Source organism: Nocardiopsis oceani, from assembly GCF_054777395.1.
The window spans coordinates 28964-52411 of sequence record NZ_BAAHAR010000012.1; the positions used below are offsets into that span (position 1 = coordinate 28964).

24 protein-coding genes are annotated in these 23448 nt (G+C 70.0%); 18 read left to right on the forward strand and 6 right to left on the reverse strand.

Translation table 11 applies throughout. The features are described from left to right. The first annotated feature begins 75 nt into the window (after positions 1–75). The 3 genes from ACYVDG_RS08740 (at position 76) to ACYVDG_RS08750 (ending at position 2257) form a co-directional block, all read left to right on the forward strand. Complete coding sequence (locus ACYVDG_RS08740; RefSeq protein ID WP_460748017.1) at positions 76–1107, forward strand: LacI family DNA-binding transcriptional regulator; 1032 nt, start codon at positions 76–78, stop codon at positions 1105–1107. Between the two features lie 119 nt (positions 1108–1226). Continuing rightward, positions 1227–1451, forward strand: a complete 225-nt coding sequence (locus tag ACYVDG_RS08745) for a hypothetical protein (RefSeq protein ID WP_460748019.1) — start codon at positions 1227–1229, stop codon at positions 1449–1451. 140 nt (positions 1452–1591) lie between these two features. Further along, positions 1592–2257: a hypothetical protein gene (locus ACYVDG_RS08750; RefSeq protein ID WP_460748021.1), complete on the forward strand. Its 666-nt coding sequence runs from the start codon at positions 1592–1594 to the stop codon at positions 2255–2257. Between the two features lie 27 nt (positions 2258–2284). Here the strand turns inward: ACYVDG_RS08750 and ACYVDG_RS08755 are convergent, their stop codons facing one another. After that, on the reverse strand, positions 2285–3487 hold the full coding sequence (locus ACYVDG_RS08755) for a D-alanyl-D-alanine carboxypeptidase family protein (RefSeq protein ID WP_460748264.1): 1203 nt from the start codon (positions 3485–3487) through the stop codon (positions 2285–2287). 700 nt (positions 3488–4187) lie between these two features. On the opposite strand from ACYVDG_RS08755, the gene ACYVDG_RS08760 reads away from it, so the two are divergent. The 13 genes from ACYVDG_RS08760 (at position 4188) to ACYVDG_RS08820 (ending at position 17887) form a co-directional block, all read left to right on the forward strand. Next, positions 4188–7427 (forward strand): sensor histidine kinase, encoded by a 3240-nt coding sequence (locus ACYVDG_RS08760; protein WP_460748268.1) that lies wholly within the window; start codon positions 4188–4190, stop codon positions 7425–7427. 232 nt (positions 7428–7659) lie between these two features. Continuing rightward, a complete protein-coding gene (locus ACYVDG_RS08765) occupies positions 7660–8061 on the forward strand; it encodes a roadblock/LC7 domain-containing protein (protein WP_014909276.1) in 402 nt (133 codons plus the stop codon). A gap of 98 nt (positions 8062–8159) precedes the next feature. Then, a complete protein-coding gene (locus ACYVDG_RS08770) occupies positions 8160–8576 on the forward strand; it encodes a DUF742 domain-containing protein (RefSeq protein WP_460748023.1) in 417 nt (138 codons plus the stop codon). 34 nt (positions 8577–8610) lie between these two features. Next, positions 8611–9207 carry a GTP-binding protein gene (locus tag ACYVDG_RS08775; protein ID WP_460748025.1) on the forward strand — a complete coding sequence of 199 codons (597 nt, stop codon included), beginning with the start codon at positions 8611–8613 and terminating at the stop codon, positions 9205–9207. A gap of 148 nt (positions 9208–9355) precedes the next feature. Next, the gene (locus tag ACYVDG_RS08780) at positions 9356–11116 is read left to right on the forward strand and encodes a DUF885 domain-containing protein (protein WP_460748271.1); all 1761 of its coding nucleotides are present in this window, start codon (positions 9356–9358) and stop codon (positions 11114–11116) included. Between the two features lie 132 nt (positions 11117–11248). After that, a complete protein-coding gene (locus ACYVDG_RS08785; protein ID WP_460748273.1) occupies positions 11249–11824 on the forward strand; it encodes an HIT family protein in 576 nt (191 codons plus the stop codon). 145 nt (positions 11825–11969) lie between these two features. Continuing rightward, positions 11970–12593 carry a phosphatidylinositol phosphate synthase gene (pgsA, locus tag ACYVDG_RS08790; protein ID WP_460748275.1) on the forward strand — a complete coding sequence of 208 codons (624 nt, stop codon included), beginning with the start codon at positions 11970–11972 and terminating at the stop codon, positions 12591–12593. 49 nt (positions 12594–12642) lie between these two features. Beyond that, positions 12643–13566, forward strand: a complete 924-nt coding sequence (locus ACYVDG_RS08795) for a phosphatidylinositol mannoside acyltransferase (protein ID WP_460748028.1) — start codon at positions 12643–12645, stop codon at positions 13564–13566. Then, positions 13563–14747, forward strand: a complete 1185-nt coding sequence (locus tag ACYVDG_RS08800) for a glycosyltransferase family 4 protein (protein ID WP_460748030.1) — start codon at positions 13563–13565, stop codon at positions 14745–14747. Before ACYVDG_RS08795 ends, ACYVDG_RS08800 begins: the two co-directional genes overlap by 4 nt. A gap of 53 nt (positions 14748–14800) precedes the next feature. After that, positions 14801–15280, forward strand: a complete 480-nt coding sequence (locus ACYVDG_RS08805; RefSeq protein WP_460748278.1) for a hypothetical protein — start codon at positions 14801–14803, stop codon at positions 15278–15280. 248 nt (positions 15281–15528) lie between these two features. Beyond that, complete coding sequence (pdxS, locus tag ACYVDG_RS08810; RefSeq protein ID WP_460748032.1) at positions 15529–16440, forward strand: pyridoxal 5'-phosphate synthase lyase subunit PdxS; 912 nt, start codon at positions 15529–15531, stop codon at positions 16438–16440. Positions 16441–16535: 95 nt separating this feature from the next. Then, positions 16536–17144 (forward strand): pyridoxal 5'-phosphate synthase glutaminase subunit PdxT, encoded by a 609-nt coding sequence (gene pdxT / locus ACYVDG_RS08815; RefSeq protein ID WP_460748035.1) that lies wholly within the window; start codon positions 16536–16538, stop codon positions 17142–17144. Then, positions 17141–17887 carry a YebC/PmpR family DNA-binding transcriptional regulator gene (locus ACYVDG_RS08820; RefSeq protein WP_460748037.1) on the forward strand — a complete coding sequence of 249 codons (747 nt, stop codon included), beginning with the start codon at positions 17141–17143 and terminating at the stop codon, positions 17885–17887. Before pdxT ends, ACYVDG_RS08820 begins: the two co-directional genes overlap by 4 nt. Before the next feature lie 28 nt (positions 17888–17915). Here ACYVDG_RS08820 and ACYVDG_RS08825 read toward each other — a convergent pair whose 3' ends face one another. The 4 genes from ACYVDG_RS08825 to ACYVDG_RS08840 form a co-directional block, all read right to left on the reverse strand. Beyond that, entirely contained in the window at positions 17916–18242 is a 327-nt protein-coding gene (locus ACYVDG_RS08825) for a hypothetical protein (RefSeq protein WP_460748039.1), read from the reverse strand. 5 nt (positions 18243–18247) lie between these two features. Then, complete coding sequence (locus ACYVDG_RS08830) at positions 18248–18841, reverse strand: hypothetical protein (RefSeq protein ID WP_460748042.1); 594 nt, start codon at positions 18839–18841, stop codon at positions 18248–18250. Between the two features lie 430 nt (positions 18842–19271). Beyond that, positions 19272–20330 carry a tartrate dehydrogenase gene (locus tag ACYVDG_RS08835; RefSeq protein ID WP_460748044.1) on the reverse strand — a complete coding sequence of 353 codons (1059 nt, stop codon included), beginning with the start codon at positions 20328–20330 and terminating at the stop codon, positions 19272–19274. Next, positions 20327–21229 carry an alpha/beta fold hydrolase gene (locus tag ACYVDG_RS08840; RefSeq protein ID WP_460748047.1) on the reverse strand — a complete coding sequence of 301 codons (903 nt, stop codon included), beginning with the start codon at positions 21227–21229 and terminating at the stop codon, positions 20327–20329. Before ACYVDG_RS08840 ends, ACYVDG_RS08835 begins: the two co-directional genes overlap by 4 nt. 119 nt (positions 21230–21348) lie before the next feature. Between ACYVDG_RS08840 and ACYVDG_RS08845 the strand changes: the two genes are divergently transcribed. Then, complete coding sequence (locus tag ACYVDG_RS08845; protein WP_460748049.1) at positions 21349–22221, forward strand: LysR family transcriptional regulator; 873 nt, start codon at positions 21349–21351, stop codon at positions 22219–22221. Between the two features lie 33 nt (positions 22222–22254). On the opposite strand, the gene ACYVDG_RS08850 is transcribed toward ACYVDG_RS08845, so the two are convergent. Continuing rightward, on the reverse strand, positions 22255–22680 hold the full coding sequence (locus tag ACYVDG_RS08850; protein ID WP_460748052.1) for a PPOX class F420-dependent oxidoreductase: 426 nt from the start codon (positions 22678–22680) through the stop codon (positions 22255–22257). A gap of 145 nt (positions 22681–22825) precedes the next feature. On the opposite strand from ACYVDG_RS08850, the gene ruvC reads away from it, so the two are divergent. Further along, entirely contained in the window at positions 22826–23374 is a 549-nt protein-coding gene (ruvC, locus tag ACYVDG_RS08855) for a crossover junction endodeoxyribonuclease RuvC (RefSeq protein WP_460748054.1), read from the forward strand. Positions 23375–23448 lie beyond the last annotated feature (74 nt).

The window sequence follows — 23448 nt, forward strand, 5'->3', positions numbered from 1 at the left end:
CCTCCCGCCGCGAGGGAGCGCACAACGCATGCGCCGCCGGTCCTGGTGGCGCCACAACGTCCAAGGAGCCTAGAAGTGGCCAAGAGCGGCGGTCGGCAACGACCGACCCTGGAGATGGTGGCAGAGCGGGCCGGGGTCGGCCGCGGCACGGTCTCCCGCGTGATCAACGGATCGCCCCAGGTCAGTCAACGGACCCGTGAGGCCGTGCACAACGCGGTCGCGGAACTGGGCTACAGCCCCAACCACGCGGCGCGCACCCTGGTCACCCGGCGGACCGACACGGTCGCGCTGGTCGTCTCCGAGGCGAGGGACCGCCTGTTCGCGGACCCCTTCTTCGCGGACATGATCCGCGGAGTGAGCTCGGTGCTGCACGAGCGCGACCTGCAGCTCATGCTCACCACCGCCCGCGGGGAGGCCGAGCACAAGCGCGTCGGCGAGTACCTCAGCGGTTCACACGTCGACGGCGCCCTCCTGGTCTCCCTGCACCGGGACGATCCCCTGACCACGCGCCTGGCCGACGCCGGTGTGCCGGTGGTACACGGCGGCCGCCCCTACTCGGAGGCCCAACCCGCGCCATTCCTGGTGGACATCGACAACGTCGACGGCGGCCGCGTGGCCACCCAGCACCTGCTGGACAGCGGGCGCCGCCGGGTCGCCCACATCACCGGACCCCAGGACATGAACGCCGGTGTGCAGCGCTTCCGCGGCTACCGCGAGAGTATGGCCGCCAGCGGGCACGAGATCGACGACCACCTCGTGGTCCAGGGTGACTTCAGCGTCGACGGAGGAGCCGGGGCCATGGCCCGGCTGCTGGACCAGGGAGGCGACCCGGACGCGGTCTTCGTCGGCTCCGACATGATGGCCATCGGCGCCATCCGCGTCCTGCGCGAACGCGGCCTGTCCGTTCCGGGTGACATCGCCCTGGTCGGGTTCGACGACACGCTCATGTCCCAGCACAGCGATCCGCCGCTGACCACCGTCCACCAGCCCACGGTTCAGATGGGTCGGGAAATCGCCCGGCTGCTGGTGGACGTGGCGATCCCTCGGACGGCCGAGGCCGAGACGATCCTGCTCGACACCCACCTGGTCGTGCGGGAATCGGGCTGAACCGGTACCGGGTCCCGCCCACCGCCGCTGACCCGGACGTTCGTCCGGCCCTCCCCTCTGGACTCGTGTGTACCCACTGTGCAAGGCTGGTCACGATTTCGGGGGAACGGTGGGAGTGCATGGACCCGACGCGAGTACCGACACACGCCAGGTGCGCGATCTCCGCCTGCGGATGGTGTGACCGTGACGGCGTCGAGTGCCGTTTCTGCTCCGGGACGGGATGGTGGCGGCCGGAGCGGCCGCACCGGGACGGCAGCGGGGTGATCGTCTGGATCCGGATCGACGAACCCTGCCGCGGCTGTGCCGGAACCGGTAAGGAGCACAGCCCGGTCGTCGTCCCCTGAGGACCCCGCCACGCACAGTCGGCCGAGGCGGCTGAGTCTGCCACGCTGGCTACGCTGACGTCGTCGGGCGGGGTCGGCCGGACCGGGAAGCCCGGCCCAGGAAGCCCGTTGGAGCCCCTCTCGCTGATGAGGAGAATGCATTGCGCTGGGTAACTTATCTATCACCGAGTGGTGGCGGCGCGCGCGTCGGCGCCTTGGACGACGGTGACGTGATGGGCAGCCCCGAGACGGCGAGCCTCGACGAACTGCTCGGTGGCGGACACGACGAGCTGGCCGCGGCCTTCGAGCGGGCCGTGGAGGCGGCGATCGAGATCATCGTCGAACCCGAGGCCCGCATGTGCGCGCCGATCCAGCCCACGGCCCTGGTCCCGGTGCTCGCGGGTGACCGGGAGTTCGAGATCCACCCCGAGATGGTCCGCGGGGTCGACGACGCGGTTCTTCCCGAAGCCCGTACTGCCTGTGTGGGCGTCGCGGCCCTGGCCGGGGGCACGGGAGCTGCGAGCGCCTACACGCCCGCCTGCCTGTGGCTGGACGCCTTGGGCGAGGCCGTGCAGCTGAGCCTGGGGCCCGTCGTGACCACCGCCGACGAGGTGGATGGGCAGGTGGTGGAGCTGAGTACCTCGGTCGACGAGCTGGAGAACGGGCGGGGCCTGGTCGATCCCGCCCACACGTGGCTGCTCTCCGGGCCCGCGCGGGTCCGGGCCCTGCTGCCGGTGACCACCCCGGCACTGGAGGCCGACGACGAGCTCTTCGTCGACGCGGGGGACTTGGGCACCTTCGAGGTCAGGGTCGGTTCCCAGGTCTGAACGGTCCGAGGGCTGGCCGACACGGTGTCAGGGCGTGAACTCCCAGTGCCAGGGTTCGAATCCGCCCCGGGCCCAGTCCGGGTTGTCCCAACCGTAGTCGGGCCCGTGGTCGAGCATCCACTGGTGCTCGGAGCTGCCGAGTTCGTGCACGCCGCCGCACAGGTCCACGGCGATGCCGAGGCCGTGCGCGCTGGTTCCGGGCTCGGCCGCCATACCGGGCAGCATCTCCTCGAACAGGCGCACCTGCTCGTGGTAGGGCCGGTAGGAGTCGGTGACGCACATGGGTCGGTCGAACTCGGAGTGGAAGGCGCCGTCGAGTTCGATGAAGGCCTCGGCGGCGTCCGCGCGCAGCTGCTCGCCCGCTTGCGGCAGCGGGCACAGTTCCGACTCCGGGATCTGGCCGTTGTCGAAACCGTCGGTCACGGTGTCGGTGCAGCCACCGTCCCCGTCCGTGGACTCCGCTGGGTTCTCGTCCCCCGCTCCGTCAGTGGTCGACACCTCGCCGTCCCCGTCGGTGACGGCTGCGCGCGCGTCGGTCAGCGCCTCGTCGCGGCGCTCCGCCTCGCTGTCGGTGTCCTGTGAGTCGGCGAACGCCGCCTCCAGCTTGGTCTGCTCCTCCAGGAGGCCTTTGGCCCGCTCCTCCTGCTCGTCGATGGCCTCCTGCGCGGCTTCGCGTGCGGCGTCGGCTGCTTCTGTGGCCTCGGTCTGATCCTGTTCCGCCGTCCCGGCGGCGTCGGCGAGGGTGTCGGTCGCGATCCGGGAGGCCTCGGCACGGTCGAGGTCGGCGGAGCGGTGCTTGCCGAACAGGGACAGGAGGGCCCCGCGCTCCAGGGCCTCCGCGGGCCCCTCGGGCCCTGTCCAGGCGTGCACCATGTTCAGGTCGCCGCCCTTATAGGCGCTGGCGGCCTGCCTGGCCGCGCCCAACCGGGCGGTTTCGTGGTGGTCCTCGGCGCTCTCGGCACGCGACTCGGCGGCCTCACGTTCCTCGGTGAGTTCGTCCAGGCGTGCGCGCTCGTCCTTGTACCGGTCGATCTTCTCCACGGCGCTCTCACGGAGCGCGGCCACGTCCGCGCGGGCTTCCGCCAGTTCCACCCGGAGGACGCCCAAGGTGCCCTCTTCCGGTTCGCCGTCCACGGTCTCCGTGCCCGCCTCGGCAGGGTCGTTTTCCGCGGCTTCCTGAGCGGCGCCCGGTGCGGCGCAAGTGAGCGCGAACAGGAGGGCCGCACTCAGGGGGAGCAAGGTGCTGACCGAAATGCCCGGTGCTGCGGCGGACTGAGGTGAACTGGCAGGAGAGCCGCTGGTGACGTTGAGATAACCGTGCGTGTTCGATTTTGGGCGCGATGAGCCACGCATTTCAGCTTCCCCCTCAGGACCTGCGTATACGTCGTGACACGATGTCACGGACAGGCGCCCTTGGTGAGGAAGTTGACGGTGTGTCCAAATAGTTACCTCAATGTCCGCGCGGTTTTCGGTCCCCCGTTCTGACCTGGGGGATTGGTCATAATGCGGACAGAGGGGGCATTATGGGCGCGGGCGGCCGAAGATGATCTTGCCAATCAGGGTCATACGTCCGAAGCGAGCCCTTCTCGCCCATTGGTACGCTATCCACCGCACGCGCACCTCGACAGTGTTGGTGCGCGGCGCCTCTCCTCCCAGGCGAGTCCGGCGGACAGTCTGCACATCTCCCCACATTCCCACCGCTGTATCCATCCGGTGGACCACTGTGGTCTATACCGATTTTCCGGTCCGGAGCGGTCCAACCCCTGGGTTCAACAGCCGTTCGAGGCGGTGACACGAAAGGTTGCGAGGGTCCGTGTCGACACGAGCGACGAAAGACGGCGCCAGCGCGCAGAGCGAGGCAGCGCAGGCCGATAACGCCGATGCCAAGCCCCGGCGCAGAGCCAACTGGTGGCGGCCACGTAACTGGCGGGTGCGTTCCCGACTGGTGGCCCTCATCGTCATTCCCACTGCCGTAGCGCTAGCGCTCGGCGGGCTGAGGGTCTACGAGGCTTCGGTCTCCACGGTCACCCACGCCCACATCGAGGACCGGGCCCAAGTGGGCGTCCTCATCGTGGACCTGGCCAACCAGCTGGGCCGTGAGCGCACGGCCAGCGCCGTGTACATCTCCGACAACGCGGACCCGAACCGGCGTTCGGACGACCTCCGCCAGGAGATGGAGGAGGAACGGGACTCCTCCCGCGACCTTCAGAGCACCCTGACCGCCCGTCTGGACGACCTGGGCGAGATGGACGGCGAGCTGGCACAGACCCGCCTGTCCACGATGCGCAGCCAGCTCTCCACGGTGGAGGCCCTGCGCACCGAGGTCGACGAGACCCGCATCACGGTCCTCCCCGTCGTCACGAAGTACCGGACGGTCGCGCGCTCGCTCTCCGACTTCAACCAGACCATCGCGGACGAGACCAACGACACCGAACTGCGGGAGAGCGTCCGCGCCCTCACCGCGCTGTCGAACGCTCGCGACCAGCTCTCCTACGAGACCGCGCTGATGGGTCACTCCCTGGCCCGCAACACGATGACCGGCGGTATCTCCGAGGCCATCGACTCCAGCCGAGCCCGGTACGAGAACGAGATCTCGAACTTCATCCAGTCCGCATCGGCCGAGCAGCGGGCGGTGTTCGACGAGAACTTCACCGGCCTGGAGGTCAGCCAGGTCTCCACCATGCGTATGCGCGTCATGTACCGCGCCGAACGCGGGGACCCCCTCACCGGTGTGACCGACAACGACGGCCCCGAAGACTACGCCGCCATTGCCGACGTCGCCCTCGACCGCCTCCAGCTGGTCGAGGAAGACATCGCGGGAGGTATCGCGGACGACGCCAACCAGCTGCGCGACCAGGCCTTGATCCGCACCGGGATCGACTTGATCATCGTCGCGGGCGTGCTCCTGGCCGTCTTCATCCTGACCTCGCTCGTGGTCCGGTCGCTCGTGCGCCCACTGCGCACACTGGAGGACGGGGCGCGCCGCGTCGCCGAACGCGACCTCCCGGACTCGATCAACCGGATGCAGGAGGCCGGGGCGGTCCCCGAGAACGTCCGCGTCAGCCCCATCGAGGTGCACACCCAGGACGAGATCGGCGAGGTGGCACGTGCCTTCGACGACGTCCACAGGGTCGCCCTGACACTCGCTTCCGACGAAGCCGCCCTGCGCAGCAACGTCAACGCGATGTTCGTCAACCTCTCCCGCCGAAGCCAGACCCTGGTGGAGCGGCAGCTGCGGCTGATCGACGGTCTGGAGCAGTCCGAGCAGGACGCGGACCGCCTCTCCGACCTCTTCCAGCTGGACCACCTCGCCACGCGCATGCGTCGCAACAACGAGAACCTTCTGGTGCTGTCCGGCCAGGACAACACCCGTAAGTGGGCACAGCCCGTCCCGCTGGTCGACGTCCTCCGCGGCGCCGTCTCCGAGGTCGAGCAGTACGAGCGCGTCAACGTCCGCGCCCCCTCCCACATTTCGGTCCTCGGCCGCCCGGTCAATGACGTCATCCACCTCGTCGCCGAGCTGGTGGAGAACGCCACTGCGTTCTCCCCGCACGACACCGAGGTCCTGGTCAGCGCCAAGATCCTGGACAGCGGATCCGTCCAAGTGGATGTGACCGACAGCGGTATCGGCATGGCCCCGGAGGACCTGGCCTCGATCAACGCCCGGCTGGCCGCCCCGCCGGTCATCGACGTCGCGGTCTCGCGCCGCATGGGCCTGTTCGTGGTCTCCCGCCTGGCACACCGCCACGGCATTCGGATGAACCTGCGTGAGGCGCACGGTGGCGGTACCACCGCCAGCGTGATCTTCCCGCCGGACCTGCTCATCACCCCGGTCGAGGGCCAGCACGCCCTGGGCGGGGCCGGGGGGCGGCCCGAGCTCTCCGCGGGAACGCCGGACACCTTCGCCGACGCGGAGGCGGCCTTCGCCGCCACACCGGCCGCCCACGAGCCGAACGACCCTTGGCAGAGCCAGGAGTCCGGTGCCTCCCCGAGCGAGATGGGCGGCCTGCCCAAGCGCAAGCCCGGGGGTGCCCGTGCCGAAGAGCACCCGCCCAGCGGCCAGGACCTGTGGAACAGCACGAGCTCCGGGTCCGTCTGGGATCCGCCCAAGCGCGCCGAGGGCCTGTCGCCCAACAACGGCGCCGCCCACAGCGGTTCGGTCGTGGACCCCTACGACGTGCCGGTGGAAGACGAGCCGCAGCCGGAGAACAACGGCCGCAGCCTGTTCGACCCGGCTCCTCGGAACGGCGCCGACACGGGGTCGTTCAACGGTCCGGACAGCGGCACGTTCCGGCGCGCCTCCGACACGGGCTCGTTCAGCCGACCCACGACGGACACCGGTGCCTTCCGCCGACCCACCGAGGCCGACCCGCAGGACACGGGAACCTACGATGCCTTCGGTGGTGCCGGAAGCCGTTCCAACGCGTTCGACACCGGCTCCCACCAGGCTGGCTCCTACGACACCGGTTCCTACGGGAGCCCGGCGGCCCCGGCCCGCGGTGAGGACAACACCGAGACCTTCCCGGCCGTATCCGCCTCGACCTGGGACACAGGAGCGCAGCAGCCCCACAAGGCGCAGCCGAACCCGCAGCCCGACCCCAACGACACGGGGGGCTGGGGCTCCGGCGGTGACCGCGAGGGCTACGGTTCCACGGCCTACCTTTCCCGCCGCTACGGTGGCGGCCAGGGGCCGAACAACACCGTCGTCCCGCCCACCCCGGCCGGAGGGGGCTCCGACTCGCTGCCGATCTTCGACGCGATCGAGTCCAACTGGTTCAAGCGCCGTACCGGAGGGCCCACCGTGGACACCACCGAAACCGGCCCGATCCAGCAGGTGTCCCCGCCCCAGGAGGGCCAGCGCACCCGCCAGGAGCCCGCTTCGCATGGCGGACCGAGCCCCAGCTCGGAGCAGGACTGGAACTCTGCGGCAGACCGCGGGTGGAAGGCCGCGCGGACCGCGGCAGAGCCGCTCGCGGGCGGTCTCACCACATCGGGCTTGCCAAAACGAGTTCCCAAGGCAAACCTTGTTCCTGGGACCGCACCGAAGCCGGATAACTTCAAGCAGATGCCCACCCGGAGCGCGGACCGTGTCCGCAACCGCTTCTCGGGATTCCAGAAGGGGGTCCGTGACGGTCGGAACCGGCTCGGCGACAGTTCGACAGAGGAGTGACCCAAGTGGCCAGTGGTGGGACGGGGTCCCCCTTATTCGCGGAAGCAGGATGCATTAGCATCTACCGAGCTTCTCGGACGCACCACACCCATCGCTTCACGAGAGCGGAACACCAGACTCCCGGTTTCCCCCACGGGAGGGGCCGGGCAGCTCGCAAAGGCAGTGCTGTCACATGCCGTGCCGGCGGTAGCAGTGCCGAAAGATCGACCGGCGAACTTGGACAGGAGATCAGATGAGTCGACAGGTGAATGAACTCAACTGGTTGATCACTGACTTTGCCGACCGGGTGCCCGACGTCGCTCACGCGATCGTCGTCTCCTCTGACGGCCTACCGTTGGCGTCGTCCGCGGGCTTCCCAGCAGACCGGGCCGACCAGTTGGCGGCCATCGCCTCTGGTCTGTCCAGCCTGACGCAGGGCGCTGCCCGGGTGTTCGAGGGTGGGGCTGTCGCACAGACCGTCGTGGAGATGGAGCGGGGGCTGATGCTCATCATGGCCATCAGCGACGGCTCCTGCCTCGCGGTCCTCGCGGCGGCTGAGAGCGACCTGGGCCTGGTCGCGTACGAGATGACCCTGCTCGTCGAGCGGGCGGGGCGGGCGCTGACACCAACGGCGCGCACCTCGGGAATCCACTGATCCACCACCGACAGGAGGAAGTGGTGGCACCTCACAGTAGAGATGCCGGGAGCGCCTCGTGGTTCGGTCAACAGCCGGGCAACCCCCCAAGCGGAGGGATGCCGGCCGTGCCGGGCGGCGGAGATGTTCCTCGACCAATCCAACAACCGTATGACCAACGACCCGCGCAGGGCAGCGCCCCCAGTTCGCTGGTGCGCCCCTACGCGGTCACCAAGGGTCGCACCAAGCCGAAGTCGCAGCTTCCACTGGAAGCACTGATCTCGGCCACGGCGGCGGCTCGACACGAGTCAGGGACGCTGACGCCGGAATGGCAGGCGATCAGCGACCTGTGCCAGGAATGGCGTTCCGTGGCGGAGGTCTCCGCACTGTTGCGGATGCCGCTCGGTGTGGCGCGGGTGCTTGTGGCGGACATGTCCGAGCAGGGACTGCTCCAGATCAGGTCTTCGCTCAACAACGACTCTCGCCCCAACACCAACCTGCTTGAAAGGGTGCTCAGTGGACTTCGCAAGCTCTAGCCCAGCCGAGGAAGGCGGTGCTGGGGGGAACGCGATGACGTCGGTCAAGATCGTCGTCGCCGGGGGCTTCGGTGTCGGGAAGACGACATTCGTTGGCTCAGTCTCCGAGATCGTGCCTCTGACGACCGAGGCGGTCATGACCAGCGCCAGCGTCGGGGTGGACGACCTCGCCAAGACGCCGGACAAGCAGACCACCACCGTCGCGATGGACTTCGGCCGCGTCTCCCTCGACTCCGACCTGATCCTGTACCTGTTCGGTACGCCCGGACAGCACCGGTTCTGGTTCATGTGGGACGATCTGGTCAAAGGCGCCATCGGTGCGGTCGTGCTGGTGGACACCCGCCGTCTCGCCGACTGTTTCCCCGCGATCGACTACTTCGAAGAGGCGCGACTGCCCTTCATCGTGGCGATCAACGGGTTCGACAGTTACTACCCCCACGCCGCGGACGAGGTCCGGGACGCTCTGACACTCAGCCCGGAGATCCCCATCGTTCAGGTGGACGCCAGGGACCGGGCCTCCACCAAGTCGACGCTCATCACCCTCGTCGAGCACGCGATCACGGTGGGGGACCCCGAGGGCGTTGGCGGGCAGCAGCCCACCTCCACCGGGGGTCAGAACTCCTGGCGCTGACCGGGTTCAGTCCCGGGCCGGGGTCCCGCACAGAGCACGGCCCGGTTCCCGCCACGCGGGAACCGGGCTCAGGCCGTGTGCCTCAGGCAGGCCGCTGTGCTGGCATCATGGCGGGATGAGCTCTTCCTCCCAGTCCGACGCCGCAGCGATGACCCGACGGTTCCGAGACGTCGCCGAGCGTGTGCTCGACGCGCTCCTGGCCGACTCCCCGGAGTGGGCCTTGGACCTGGGGGACACCCGGGGTGCCCACCGGCTCACCGACTACTCGGTGGAGGGCGACGCCCGTCGGATCTCCATGCTCACCGACGCACTCGGTTCGCTGGACGAGATCGACCCCGACCTCATCCCGGCGGAGGACCTGGTCGACCTGGAGATGCTCCGGACCAGGATCAGCGCAGACCTGTGGCACACCACGGAGCTGCGCCCGCACGCCTGGGACCCGCTTCTCCACTCACCGGGTGAGGCCGTCCACGCGCTCTTGGAACGAGAGAGCCTCTCGGTGCCCGAACGCTTGGAGGCGCTGGCCGCGCGCTGCAACGCCCTGCCCGCCTACCTGGACACCGCGCGCGCCCGGTTGTCCGAAGGGCCCGGCATGCCCCGCGTGCACGTGGAGACCGCCCTGGGCCAGCTGGCGGGCGCTCGCACGATGCTCACCGACGACGTCCCGGCCCTGGCCGCGCAGCATCCCGAACTCCGTTCCAAGGTCGAGACGGCCCGCGACGCCGCCCTGGCCGCGCTCGACGAGTACACCTCGTGGCTGCGGACCGAGGCCGAGTTCGCCACAGCGGACCCCCGCCTGGGCGCCCGCCAGTTCGCCGCCCAGCTCTGGTACACCTTGGACTCCGAACTCTCACCGGACGCCCTTTTGGTGCGCGCTGAGAGCGACCTCCTGGCCACGGAGGAGGCGATCGCCGAGGCAGCGGCCGAGTACGAGGGCCGGCCCCGCCGCGCCGGACAGGTCGCCGAGGTCCTCGCCTCCCTGGCGGACGAACACACCATCGACGCCGACGGTGTCCTGCCCGCCTGCACCGACGCCCTGGCGCACCTCTACTCGCGGGTCCGGGATCTGGACCTGGCCACGGTGTACGACGACCCGGTGAGCGTCATCCCGATGCCCGAGTCCCGCCGCGGTGTGGCCGTCGCCTACTGCGACGCTCCGGGCCCGCTCGACTCCGACGCCCCTTTCCACCCGTCACCGCCCTCGAACGAACGCCTTCGGCGTCAGCCCACGCCCACCCGTCGCCCGCCACCACCCTCAAACGAACGCCTTCGGCGTCAGCCCACATTTATTGCCGTGGCGCCGCCGCCGGAGGACTGGAGCGCCGAGCGCCAGAAGTCCTTCCTGCGCGAGTACAACGGCGGCATGCTGCGCAACCTGATGATCCACGAGGCGCTGCCCGGCCACGCGCTGCAGCTCGCCCACGCCGCCCGCCACGACGGCCACACCCGGGTGCGGTCCGCCCTGAACAGCGGGACCTTCGTCGAGGGCTGGGCGGTCCACGTCGAGGAGGTCCTCGCCGGACGCGGCTGGTCCGAGGGCACCGACGAGGCCGCCCGCCGTGACAATCTCGCCGTGCGCCTGGGCCAGCTCAAGCTGCGGTTGCGGATGATCCTCAACGCCATCCTCGACGTACGCGTGCACGCCGGGGACCTCACCGAGGCCGGAGCGATCACCCTGCTGACCGAACGCGGCCACCAGGAGGAGGGGGAAGCGGTCGGTAAGTGGCGGCGCGCCCTGCTCACGAGCGCCCAGCTCTCCACCTACTACGTCGGCTACTCGGAGGTCTCGGACATCGCCCGTGACCTGGCACAGCAGCGCCCGGAGGAGCCGCTCCGGCGGATCCATGACACCATGCTCGCCCACGGAAACCCGCCCCCGCGCCACCTGCGCACCCTGCTCGGGCTCTGACCAGCACGCGGACCCGCCGGACTGCTGCGGCGCACACAGACGCGCTCCGGAAGGTACCGGCGCGCCCGCTCCCTTGCGCTTCTATGCTGGGACCCGCAGTACGAAACGGTCATGCGAAGGAACGGACGAGCGATGCGCGGTGCCGACAACGAGCCCGAGAACGGGCCGAGCGACCTCCCCGGCACAGGGGCGGGGAGCCCCGACGGATGGGAGCGGCTCTGGACCCCGCACCGTATGGCCTATATCAAGGGGGAGGGCAAGCCGACCGGCCCGAAGGCGGAAGACGGCTGCCCCTTCTGCCGGGCACCCGGGCTGGACGACGAAGAAGGGCTCGTGGTGGCCCGCGGCAAGTCCGCCTACGTGGTCCTCAACCTCTACCCGTACAACAGCGGCCACCTGCTGGTCTGCCCCTACCGGCACGTCTCCGAGTACACCTCGCTCGACGAGGACGAGACGGCGGAGGTCGCCGCCCTCACCCAGGCCGGGATCCAAGCACTCGACACGGCCTACCGACCGCAGGGCTTCAACGTCGGCATGAACCTCGGTACGGTGGCCGGTGCCGGGATCGCCGCGCACCTTCACCAGCACATAGTGCCGCGCTGGGGTGGTGACACCAACTTCATGCCCGTGATCGGCCAGACCAAGGTCCTGCCCGAAATGCTGGAGCAGACCAGGTCCAAGCTGGCCGAACACTGGCCCCGGGGATGACACCGAGTCTGACCGGAGCCCGGCCAGGGCACCGATGGGTGCCCCGACCGGCGTCACGCGGCCGACACCACGCCACCCGGTGCGGATCCCACCCCCCACGACCGTCCTACGACCACAAGAAGACATGCTGAGAATCCTTCGCCCCATGATCTCCAGGGTCACCGCTCCGCTCGGCCGGAGCCTGGCCAAGATCGGCCTGACCCCGAACGTCGTCACCATCATCGGTGCCACCGGCGTCGTCGTCAGCGCCCTCTACTTCTACCCCCGCGGTCAGCTCTACGCCGGTTCGGTGGTCATCACCGTCTTCGCGCTCTTCGACATGCTCGACGGTGCCGTGGCCAGGGCCAAGGACGGCGCCAGCGCCTTCGGTGCCTTCCTCGACTCCAGCCTCGACCGGGTCGCCGACGCCGCTATCCTCGCCGGACTCATGTGGTGGTTCGTGGGTGAGGGCGATGATCCGATGCTCGCCGGGCTCACCCTCTTCTGCCTCATCAGCGGCTTCATGGTGTCCTACATCAAGGCGCGCGCGGAGGGCCTGGGCGTCAACTGCGACGTGGGCGTGGCCGAGCGCACCGAACGCCTGGTGATCATCCTGCTCGCCGTCGGTCTGAGCGAGCTCGGAGTGCCGTACGTCCTCGCCGGTGGCCTGTGGCTCCTCGCCGCGCTGAGCCTGATCACCATCCTCCAGCGCCTGGTGGAGACCCGGGCACGCCTCAACGACCCGGGCTTCGCTACGGGCGAGGACGAGAAGACGAGCAACGGCGCTTAGGAAGGGGCAGGCGAGAAAGCGGCGGGAAGAGCTGAGGACGGGGCAGGACGTGGACGAACGCATGGCCGATCTGGCCTACTCGGCCGGCTGGACGCTGGTCCGCCGCTCACCGGAACGCGCGGGCCGGGCGGTGTTCCAGCGGATCGCCGACCGCTCCTGGCGCACCCACGACGGCGGTACCCGCGGCCTGGAACGCAACCTGCGCAGGCTGGTAGGCCCGCACGCCAGCCACGCCCAACTGCGCGCCCTGTCCAAGGCCGGGATGCGCTCCTACATGCGCTACTACTACGAGATGTTCCGCCTGCCCGCCATGGGCCGGGAGCACATCCTCGGCAACACCCGCCAGAGCGGTATCGAGGCCCTGGAGGAGAACATCCGCTCCGGCCGCGGGGTGGTGGCGGCCCTGCCGCACATGGGCAACTGGGACCACGCCGGTGCGTGGATCAGCAGCCGGGGCACACCCCTGACCACCGTCGCCCAGCGGCTCAGCCCCGAAAGCCTCTACCAGCGGTTCACCTCCTACCGGGAGTCCCTGGGCATGGACGTGCTGCCACTGACCGGCGGGACCGCCAACACCGTGGGCGTCCTCGCCCGCCGCCTGCGCGAGGGCGGCCTGGTCTGCCTGCTCGCAGACCGGGACATCGGCGGCTCCGGCCTCGAGGTGGACTTCTTCGGGGAGAAGGCACGCATGCCCTCGGGGCCCGCCGCCCTGGCCCTGAACACCGGTGCCGCCCTGATGCCGGTCTCGCTCTGGTACGACGGCCCCTACTGGAACATCCGCGTCCACGACGAGATCCCCGTGGCCCCCGCTCCCACCCGGACCCAGCGCATCCAGGACACCACCCAGGAACTGGCCCGCGTGTTCGAGGCCGCCATCGCCGAACACCCCGAGGACTGGCACATGCTCCAGGCCGTCTTCAGCGCGGATCACGAGGCCGACCGCGCCGGTCAAGAGGCGGGTATACGGGGATGAGGGTGGGCCTGGTCTGTCCGTACGCCTGGGACGTCCCCGGCGGCGTCCAGCAACACGTCGGGGACCTGGCCGAGGCGCTCACCGCGATGGGCCACGAGGTCTCGGTCCTGGCCCCCGTCGGCTCCGGGGCCCGTGACCTGCCCGACTACCTGGTCCCGGCCGGGCGTCCCGTCCCGGTTCCCTACAACGGTTCGGTGGCCCGGCTCAGCTTCAGCCCGCGCACCGCCGCACGCGTCCGCAGGTGGCTCACCGAAGGCGGCTTCGACGTGCTGCACATCCACGAACCCTCCGCGCCCAGCGTCTCCCTCCTGGCCTGCTGGGCGGCGGACGGGCCCATCGTCGCGACCTTCCACACCTCGAACACCCGCTCGCGCGCCATGTCCGCGACCTCCACCGCCCTGCGCTCGGCCCTGGAGAAGATCAACGCGCGCGTGGCCGTGTCCGAGGCGGCCCGGCGCACGCTGGTCGAACACGTGGGCGGCGACGCCGTGCTCATCCCCAACGGGGTGTCGGTGCGCCGCTTCGAACACGCCGAGGCACTGCCCGGTTGGCCGGGGGAGGGCGGCTCGATCGGTTTCCTGGGCCGCCTGGACGAACCGCGCAAGGGCCTGGCCACGCTGTTGGAGGCTTTCACCCGGATGGCACCGCGCCGGCCCGGGCTGCGCCTGCTCGTGGCAGGGCCGGGCGAACCCGACCTGTCCGGGGTCCCCGCCCACCTGCTCCCCCGTGTGGTCCGCCTCGGACGGCTCGGCGACGCGGACAAGGTGCGCGCCTACCATTCCGCCGACGTCTTCTGTGCGCCCAACCTGGGCGGGGAGAGCTTCGGCATCGTCCTGACCGAGGCGATGGCCTCCGGTGCGGCCATCGTCGCCAGCGACATCCCCGCCTTCTCCGCGGTCCTGGGCGGCGGTGGGGCCGGCGAGCTCTTCCGAGTCGGCGACCCGGACCACCTGGCCGCATGCGCCGGGGACCTGCTCGACCACCCCGACCGCCGTGCCCACCTGTCCGAGGCGGCCCGCAAAGCCGTGCGCGCCTACGACTGGGACACTGTTGCCGCCGACATCGCGCACGTGTACGAGACCGTCCTGGCGGGCGAAGGACGCGAGGGCCGCCCTAGCGGGGTGCGCCTGGACGGCGGCCGCCTGTCCACCGCCCGGCTCCGCCGGGGTGAGCGCACCTGAGCCCGGACGTCGGATTCGTCACGCTGGTCGCCGCGGCCCTGCTGGCTTTGGTCCTGCTGGGCTTCTACCTGTCCTGGCGGGCCACCCGGCTCGACCGCCTCCACCACCGGGTGGAGACAGCGCGTGCAGCTCTCGACGCGGCCCTGGTGCGCAGGGCCGCCGCCGTGCTCGACCTCGCCGCCGCTGACGGCCTCGACCCCGAGGTCGCCCGGATCCTGGCCGACGGGGCCAACAGCGCGCGCCGCGCGGGCGAGACCGACCGGGAGCTCGCGGAGAGCGCGCTGTCCGCGACGCTGCGCTCCGCCCTGGACGGGCTCCCCCCGGACGCTTCGTCGAGTCCGCTGCTGGCCCCGCACCTGGAGGAGGTGGCGGTTGCGGCGAGGGGCGTGCACCTGGCCCGGGTCTTCCACAATGACGCCGTCGCCGACACCCGGCGCGCCCGCCGCTCCCGCCTGGTCCGCCATTTGCGGCTCGCCGGAACCGCCGCGCTGCCGGGCTACTTCGAGATGGACGACCGGACGCCGGAACGCTGATGGCGCCAGCCTGGCGCAAGCGCTACCCGCCAAACTCCGATCTGGTCAAACGTCCCGAAAGGGGTGGAACTAGGATGGGAGGCTGGTCGACCCAGGGTGCGCGGCACCGACGGTGTCCGCGCAACCCCGCACGACGCCGCCGGGCTCGCCGCCCGGAGTACGAACCGGACCGTGTTCACCAGGACCCGCAGCTATCCGGAGAACACGGCCTGGCCGCAAACCAGCAGAAGAAACGGGAGCCCACCACCGTGGCCACCAACGCATCGAACACCACCGACAACGCCGTCGGTACCCAGCGCGTCAAGCGAGGCATGGCAGAGCAGCTCAAGAACGGCGTCATCATGGACGTCGTCACGCCGGAGCAGGCCAAGATCGCGGAGGACGCCGGTGCCGTCGCGGTCATGGCGCTGGAGCGCGTGCCCGCCGACATCCGCAAGGACGGCGGCGTCGCCCGCATGTCCGACCCGGACATGATCGACGGCATCGTCGAGTCGGTCTCCATCCCCGTCATGGCCAAGGTCCGGATCGGCCACTTCGTCGAGGCCCAGGTCCTGGAGTCCCTCGGCGTCGACTTCATCGACGAGTCCGAGGTCCTCACCCCGGCCGACGAGGCCTACCACATCGACAAGTGGGCCTTCACCGTCCCCTTCGTCTGCGGTGCCACCAACCTCGGTGAGGCCCTGCGCCGCATCGCCGAGGGCGCTGCGATGATCCGCTCCAAGGGCGAGGCCGGCACCGGCAACGTCGTCGAGGCCACCCGCCACATGCGCTCCATCAACGGAGAGATCCGGCGGCTCGGCACCCTGGACGAGCCCGAGCTGTTCGGCGCCGCCAAGGAGCTGCGCGCCCCGTACGAGGTCGTCAAGGAGGTCGCGCGCCTGGGCAAGCTGCCCGTGCCGCTGTTCTCCGCCGGCGGTGTCGCCACCCCGGCCGACGCCGCCCTGATGCGCCAGCTCGGCGCCCAGAGCGTGTTCGTCGGTTCGGGCATCTTCAAGTCCGGTGACCCGGCCAAGCGCGCCGACGCCATCGTGCAGGCCACCCTGCACTACGAGGACCCCGCGGTCATCGCGCGCGTCTCACGCGGCCTGGGCGAGGCCATGGTCGGCATCAATGTGGAAGAGCTCCCCGAGTCCGAGCGTTACGCCGGTCGTGGCTGGTAACCCTTAGCCAGTCACGGGTTCGTTCCGGGCGGCGGGGACGGGTCCCCGCCGCCCGCCCCGTTCCAGCGTCAGTTCCACAACGAGTGAGGCCGTACTTGACCGCCACACCCACCATCGGTGTCCTCGCCCTCCAAGGGGACGCCGACGAACACGTGCACGTGCTGGAGGGCCTCGGCTCGCGCACCGTGAAGGTCCTCTCCGCTGACCGGCTCGACGACGCGGACGCCCTGGTCATCCCCGGTGGGGAGTCGACCACCATGTCCAAGCTGGCCGTCCGCTACGGGCTGCTGGATCCGCTCCGCAAACGCGTCGCCGACGGGATGCCCGTCTACGGGACGTGCGCCGGAATGATCATGCTGGCCGACCGCGTCCTCGGGGGGACCGCCGACCAGGAGACTGTCGGCGGTATCGACATGACCGTGCGCCGCAACGCCTTCGGGCGCCAGACCGAGTCCTTCGAAGCCGGGGTACGGATCGACGGCATCGGCGAGGACCCCTTCGAGGCCGTGTTCATCCGGGCGCCCTGGGTCGAGTCGGTCGGCACCGGCGTCACCGTCCTCGGGGCCGTGTCTAGGCCTGACGAGGCCGGTAGGATCGTCGCCGTACGACAGGGCAGCCTGATGGCGACGTCCTTCCACCCCGAACTCACCGGCGACGCGCGCATCCACCGCCTCTTCGTCGACATCGCGAAAGGACAAGCATGAGCGGCCACTCAAAGTGGGCCACCACCAAGCACAAGAAAGCTGTCATCGATGCCAAGCGCGGCAAGCTGTTCGCCAAGCTGATCAAGAACATCGAAGTGGCCGCGCGTACCGGTGGCGGTGACGTCGAAGGCAACCCGACGCTCTTCGACGCCATCCAGAAGGCGAAGAAGAACTCGGTGCCCGCCGACAACATCGAGCGCGCCCGCAAGCGCGGCTCCGGTGAGGAAGCAGGCGGCGCCGAATGGCAGACCATCATGTACGAGGGGTACGCCCCCGGCGGCGTGGCGCTGCTCGTGGAGTGCCTCACCGACAACCGCAACCGGGCCGCCTCCGAGGTGCGTGTGGCGGTCACCCGCAACGGCGGCAACATGGCCGACGCCGGCTCGGTGTCGTACCTGTTCAACCGCAAGGGTGTCGTGCTCGTGTCCAAGGAGGGCACCACCGAGGACGACGTGACCCTCGCGGTCCTGGAAGCCGGGGCCGAAGAGGTCGAGGACATCGGCGAGTCCTTCGAGATCGTCTGCGAGGCCACCGACCTGGTCGACGTGCGCACTGCTCTCCAGGAGGCCGGGATCGACTACGACTCCGCCGACTCCAGCTTCCTGCCGACCATGGAGGTCCCGCTCGACGCCGAGGCCGCCAAGAAGGTCATGCGGGTCGTGGACGCGCTCGAGGACTCCGACGACGTCCAGAACGTGTTCACCAACGCCGACATCCCCGACGAGGTCATGGCCGAGCTGTAGTGCTCCGCGCCCGGCCCGAGGGCCGACCTCAGGGATCACACGACGACGCCTGTGGCCGCACCCCTGCAGAGGGGCGCGGCCACAGGCGTTCGTGCTTTCGAGTCGACGAGGCACCGGCTTGGTCGTCGGGGCAGGGACGACCCAGTTCGTTCCACAGGCCGGTGAGTCCCCGTGCACGCATGAAGGACCCGAACTGGTAGTACTCGTCCGTCGGGATCGACCCCTCCGCGAGCCAGACCGCTTCGCACTCGTCACAGACCCAGACGAGTTCGCCGGTATTGAGGACGGTCCGCTGCTCGATCAGTCCGTTCCCGTGACAGAGACGGCAGATATACGTGTTCCGGTTCTGTGCCATGGGCCCTACCTCTTGAATGGGAAAGCGGTCACGATTTCGGAGGTGCCCTGGTCCACGACGATCTGGATGTGCCTCTCGCCGCTGGTGCCGACCCTACGGCCCATGTCGATCTCGTAGACGTCACGGCCGCCCTGGGACCTCACGGGCCGGCCCCGGTTCCTCCAGGCCTGGTCTACCAACTCCAGGGCTCTCTGGCCGTCGCCGCCGGTGCGGAAGCGGGTGTGCCGGGGCTTGTTCGGGTTCCTCCGGTTGTGCTCGAGCACGTGTTTGAGGCGGTGGCCCTCGGTACCTCCGGGACCGTAGACCAGCCCGGCCGGACTCTGGTGCCGGTTCCCGGGAAGGCTGGTGAACCCTCGGGGCAGTGAGCCCAGGCCATACTGCCGGTAGCTGCGGCTCAGGGGGGTGCCGAGCCCTCGCAGCCTGCCGCCCAGCACCATGACCGTGCCCGCCAGGAGCAGGTCTGCGGGGGTGCCGTGGCGGAGGGTGTCGGCAAGGTCCCGTCCACTCGCCGCGGCTCCCGCGGCGAGGCTGCTCCAGCCCAGTGCAGCCCAGAAACCCACTCCTGGGATGAGCATGAGCGCGGCTGTTCCGGCCGTCACCAGTAGGGCCTGCTGGCCGAAGTTGAGTGAGCTCCACCAGCGCTCGGCGCAACAGCCCGGCGGCTCGGGGGAAGGTCCCCTTCAGCCGGTCACGCAGGCGGGCGAGGCGCTCAGCCGTGTCCAGCGGGGGTTCGGGGGCACCGTTGGGTTGGCCCGCATCGTTCGCGTGTCCCGGGTCGGTCGGAGGCGGAGGGGGAGGGCCCCACGGGCTATGGGACATAGATGTCTCACAATGCGATTTCGGGGGTATGCGCACGCACTGTGGCGGAGAGGACACCCGTCTGTGGAGGATGTGACCACAGGAGGCCAACGGCGAACCTATGGCTTTGTGGGACAGTCAAAGGCGAATACGGATATGAATTTCCCCTGGGCTGATTCTCCTTTGCCCGCTGCCGGATGCAGCACCCGGCAGCGGACTCCGGGCCACCCGTCAGGGCAGCTGGCGCAGGACCTCGGCGGTGAACTCCTCGGTACCGGCGGTCCCGCCCAGGTCGCGGGTGCGAACGCGTCCCTCGGCCAGGACCGTGCGGACCGCGCCCATCATCTGCTGACCGGCCTCCGGGTGCCCCAGGTGGTCCAGCATCATCGACGCAGACCACAGGGCCCCCAACGGATTGGCGGCACCCTTCCCCGCGATGTCGGGGGCCGACCCGTGCACCGGTTCGAACATGGACGGGTACTCCCGCTCCGGGTTGAGGTTGGCGGACGGGGCGATGCCGATCCCGCCCGCCACCGCAGCGGCGAGGTCGCTCAGGATGTCGCCGAACAGGTTCGATCCCACGATCACGTCGAACCGCTCCGGGTCCAGGACGACCTTGGCGGCGAGCGCGTCGATGTGCTCCTGCTCCCAAACCACGTCCGGGTGGTGCCCGGCCCGCTCGGCGACCAGCTCGTCCCAGAACGGCATGGTGTGCACGATCCCGTTGGACTTGGTGGCCGAGGTCAGCTGACCGCCGCGCTGCTCGGCGAGGTCGAAGGCGTACTCCAGGACCCGCTCAACCCCGCGCCGGGTGAACACCGACTCCTGGACGACCGTCTCCTCCGGTGAACCCTCGTAGATCCGTCCGCCGATGCTCGAGTACTCGCCCTCGTTGTTCTCCCGGACGACCACGAAGTCGACCTCGCCGGGCAGCGCCCGGCCGACAGGGCTCGGCACTCCCTCCAAGACGCTGATGGGCCGGAGGTTGACGTACTGCTGGAAGCCGCGGCGGATGGGAATGAGCAGCCCCCACAGGGAGACGTGGTCCGGCACCCCCGGCCAGCCCACAGCGCCCAGCAGGACGGAGTCGTGCTGCCGGATCAGGTCGAGCCCGTTCTCCGGCATCATGGTGCCCTCGGCGAGGTAGCGCTCGCAGGACCAGTCGAACTCGTCGTAGGCGAGGCCGAAACCGTGGTGGGCGGCGACCCTGTCCAGGACGCCGAGGGCGGCGGGCGTGACCTCCTTCCCGATCCCGTCGCCGGGGATCGTGGCGATGCGGTACTGCTTCATGGGGACTCCAAGTGGTGGTGGCGTAGGAAGTGGGCGAGTTCGGAGGCGGTTGCCTCGGGTGCTTCCTCGGGTACGTAGTGGTCGCAGGCCAGGGCCCGGCCCCGCACGTCCGACGCGTACTCCGACCAGGCACGAAGCACGTCGTAGCTGCGACCGACGAAGCTCTGCTCCCCCCACAGCAGGAGGACGGGACGGTCGATGCGGCGCCCGGCGTCCTCGCGGTCGTGTTCGAGGTCGACGGTGGCGGCCGCCCGGTAGTCCTCGCAGGAGGCGTGGATGGCGGCGGGGTCGCTAAAGCAGCGGACGTACTCCTCGACCGCGGCCGGGTCGAAGTCGGCCCCGCCGTGGTGGCGGGCGTTCATGCGGGTCCGGACCCAGAACCCCGGGTCCTGTCCGATGAGGTGCTCGGGGATACCGTTTCCGGCCGTCAGGAAGAACCAGTGGTAGTAGCCGGCGGCGAAGTCGGCGTCGGCGTTCTCGAACGCGTACCGGGTCGGCACGATGTCCAGGGCGGCGAAGGCGGTGACCGCCTCGGGGTGGTCCAAGGCCAGCCGGTGCCCGACCCTGGCTCCTCGGTCGTGGCCGACGACGGCGAAGCGGTCGTACCCGAGCTCGCGCATGACGAGGAGCTGGTCGCGCGCCATCGAGCGCTTGGAGTAGGGGAGGTGGCGGGCATCGGAGGCGGGTTTGCCGCTGTCCCCGTAACCGCGCAGGTCGGTGAGGACGACGGTGAACCGCTCCGTCAAGACGGGGGCGACCCTGTGCCAGATGAGGTGGGTCTGGGGATAGCCGTGCAGGAGCAGGACCGGAGGCCCAGCTCCGGCGACAAGGACGTTGATGCGTACCCCGTCAGCGTCCACGGTGCGCCGCGAGAAGCCGGGGAGAAGTCGGTCGCTCATGCCCCGATCCCAGCAGCCCGGGCGGGACGGCGTCCAAGACCGGTTGTCGATCGCTCTTATAAGCTGGACTTATGGGACGAGCCGGGGCGAACCCGGTCAGGCAGGTTCGGGGGAGCACAGTGGACGTTCGGCAGCTGGAGTACTTCCTGGCCGTCGTCGACCACGGCGGGATGAACCGGGCCGCGGCCGCCCTCCACCTTTCCCAACCGTCCCTTTCACAGGCGATCCGCGCCCTGGAACGAGACCTGGGAAGTGACCTCTTCCACCGCATCGGCCGCCGCGTCGTACTCAGCGACGCCGGACACGCCCTCGTCGGCCCCGCACGCGAGTCGGTACGCGGACTCGACCTGGCCAGGTCGGCGGTGGAGGCCGTCCAAGGGCTTCAAAGGGGCCGCGTGGACGTGGCCGCGCTGCCCACCCAAGCCATCGAGCCGCTCACCGGTCTGGTCGCCGGCTTCACCGAACGCCATCCCGCGGTTTCCGTGTCCATCCGGGGAGCGCTCACCAACCGGGACGCCGTCCAGATGGTGCGCACCGGCGCCTGCGAGCTCGGTATGATCGCCACGGACGGCCCCTCGGCCGACGCCGAAGTCCGCGTGTATCCCCTGGCCAAACAGGCCTTCGTGCTGTTGGCCCCGCGGGGCGGGCCCTTCCCGCGGGGCGAGCCGGTGCCCGTCGCCGACCTCGCCGGGCGGCGCCTCATCGTCGGTCACCAGGGCTCGGGCATGCGCCGGTTCGTCGACCGCCTGCTCTCCGAAGGGCTGGACGCGCACATCGCGGTGGAGAGCGAACACCGGGTGTCGATCCTGCCGCTCGTCCTGGACGGCGCCGGTTTCGCCGTGGTCACCGATGCCTGGCGGGCCCTCGCCGAACAAGCCGGGGCGCTGGTCCTGGACCTGGTGCCCACAGACCACCTGGAAGTGGCGCTGATCAGCCGCAAGGGCCCGCTCACCGCGGCGGCCGAGGCCTTCCTCGAGCACGCCACAGCCTGACCGGCTCGGACGGGTCCGGACCAGCCGTTCACGTCAGCCGGTCATATCCAGGCCGGCGATCACCTTTGTCGGGCGCACGCGCACCACAAGCTCGCCGGGGACGCCGTTGCGGCGGCCGAACTCCTCGGCCCGCTCCGGACCCATGTACCGCCGGGCGATCTCCGTCGCGGTACGCAGCAGTTCGTCGGGGTCCTCGGAGACTTCCGCCTCGCCCTGGACCTGGACGAAACCGAACGGCGGCTCCTCCAGGTCCACCACCAGCGCCAGCCGTGGGTCACGGGCGAAGGCCCTGCCTTTGGCGCTGTCCCTGCCGGTGTTGAACACCAGCCCGTCACCGTCGATGGTGAACCAGATCGGCGCCACGAGGGGGCGGCCGCTCGCGGAGGTGTAGGCGACTTTGCCCGTCCGGGTGCCTTGGAGTAGGAAGTCGCGGACCTTGGGGTCGGAGAGTGAGCTCATCGCCCCAACTTAGGTCGGTACCTTGTCGCTACCCGGGCCCGACACGCTCGGCCAGGGCCAACACGCCCTGTGGGACGGCGGTTCGCGTCGCCGCCCACCGCTAGCATGGTGCGAACGGGCGTTCGAGAAGAGAGACGGTGACAACGTGCGCGTGCTGGGAATCGACCCGGGGCTGACCCGCTGCGGCATCGGTGTCGTGGAGGGGGCCTTCGGTCGGCCCCTGCGCCTCCTGGGCGCCGACGCCGTCCGCACCGCCTCGGACACCGAACTCCCGCAGCGGTTGGTCGCCATCGAACGCGGCATCGAGGAGTGGCTGGACAAGTACGAGCCCGATGCCGTCGCCGTCGAGCGCGTCTTCGCCCAGCACAACCTCAGCACCGTGATGGGCACCGCCCAGGCCAGTGGGATCGCCCTGGTCTGTGCCGCCCGCCGCGGCCTGCCCGTAGCCACGCACACTCCGAGCGAGGCCAAGGCCGCCATCAGCGGCAACGGCCGCGCCGACAAGAAGCAGGTCGGCGGCATGGTGGCGCGTATCCTCGGACTCGACGGGCCACCCAGGCCCGCCGACGCCGCGGACGCGGTGGCCCTGGCCATCTGCCACATCTGGCGCGGCGGGGCCCAGGCGCGGGTCGCCCAGGCCCAACAGGACTTCGCCCGCAAGGTGGAACTGGCCCGCCGCGCGCGCGGCCGCTAGGTCCGGTCTTCGGACCCGGGCAGCAACAGGCAGCAGTACCGCCCCCAGGAAGGAGACGGGTACCCCTCCAGGTG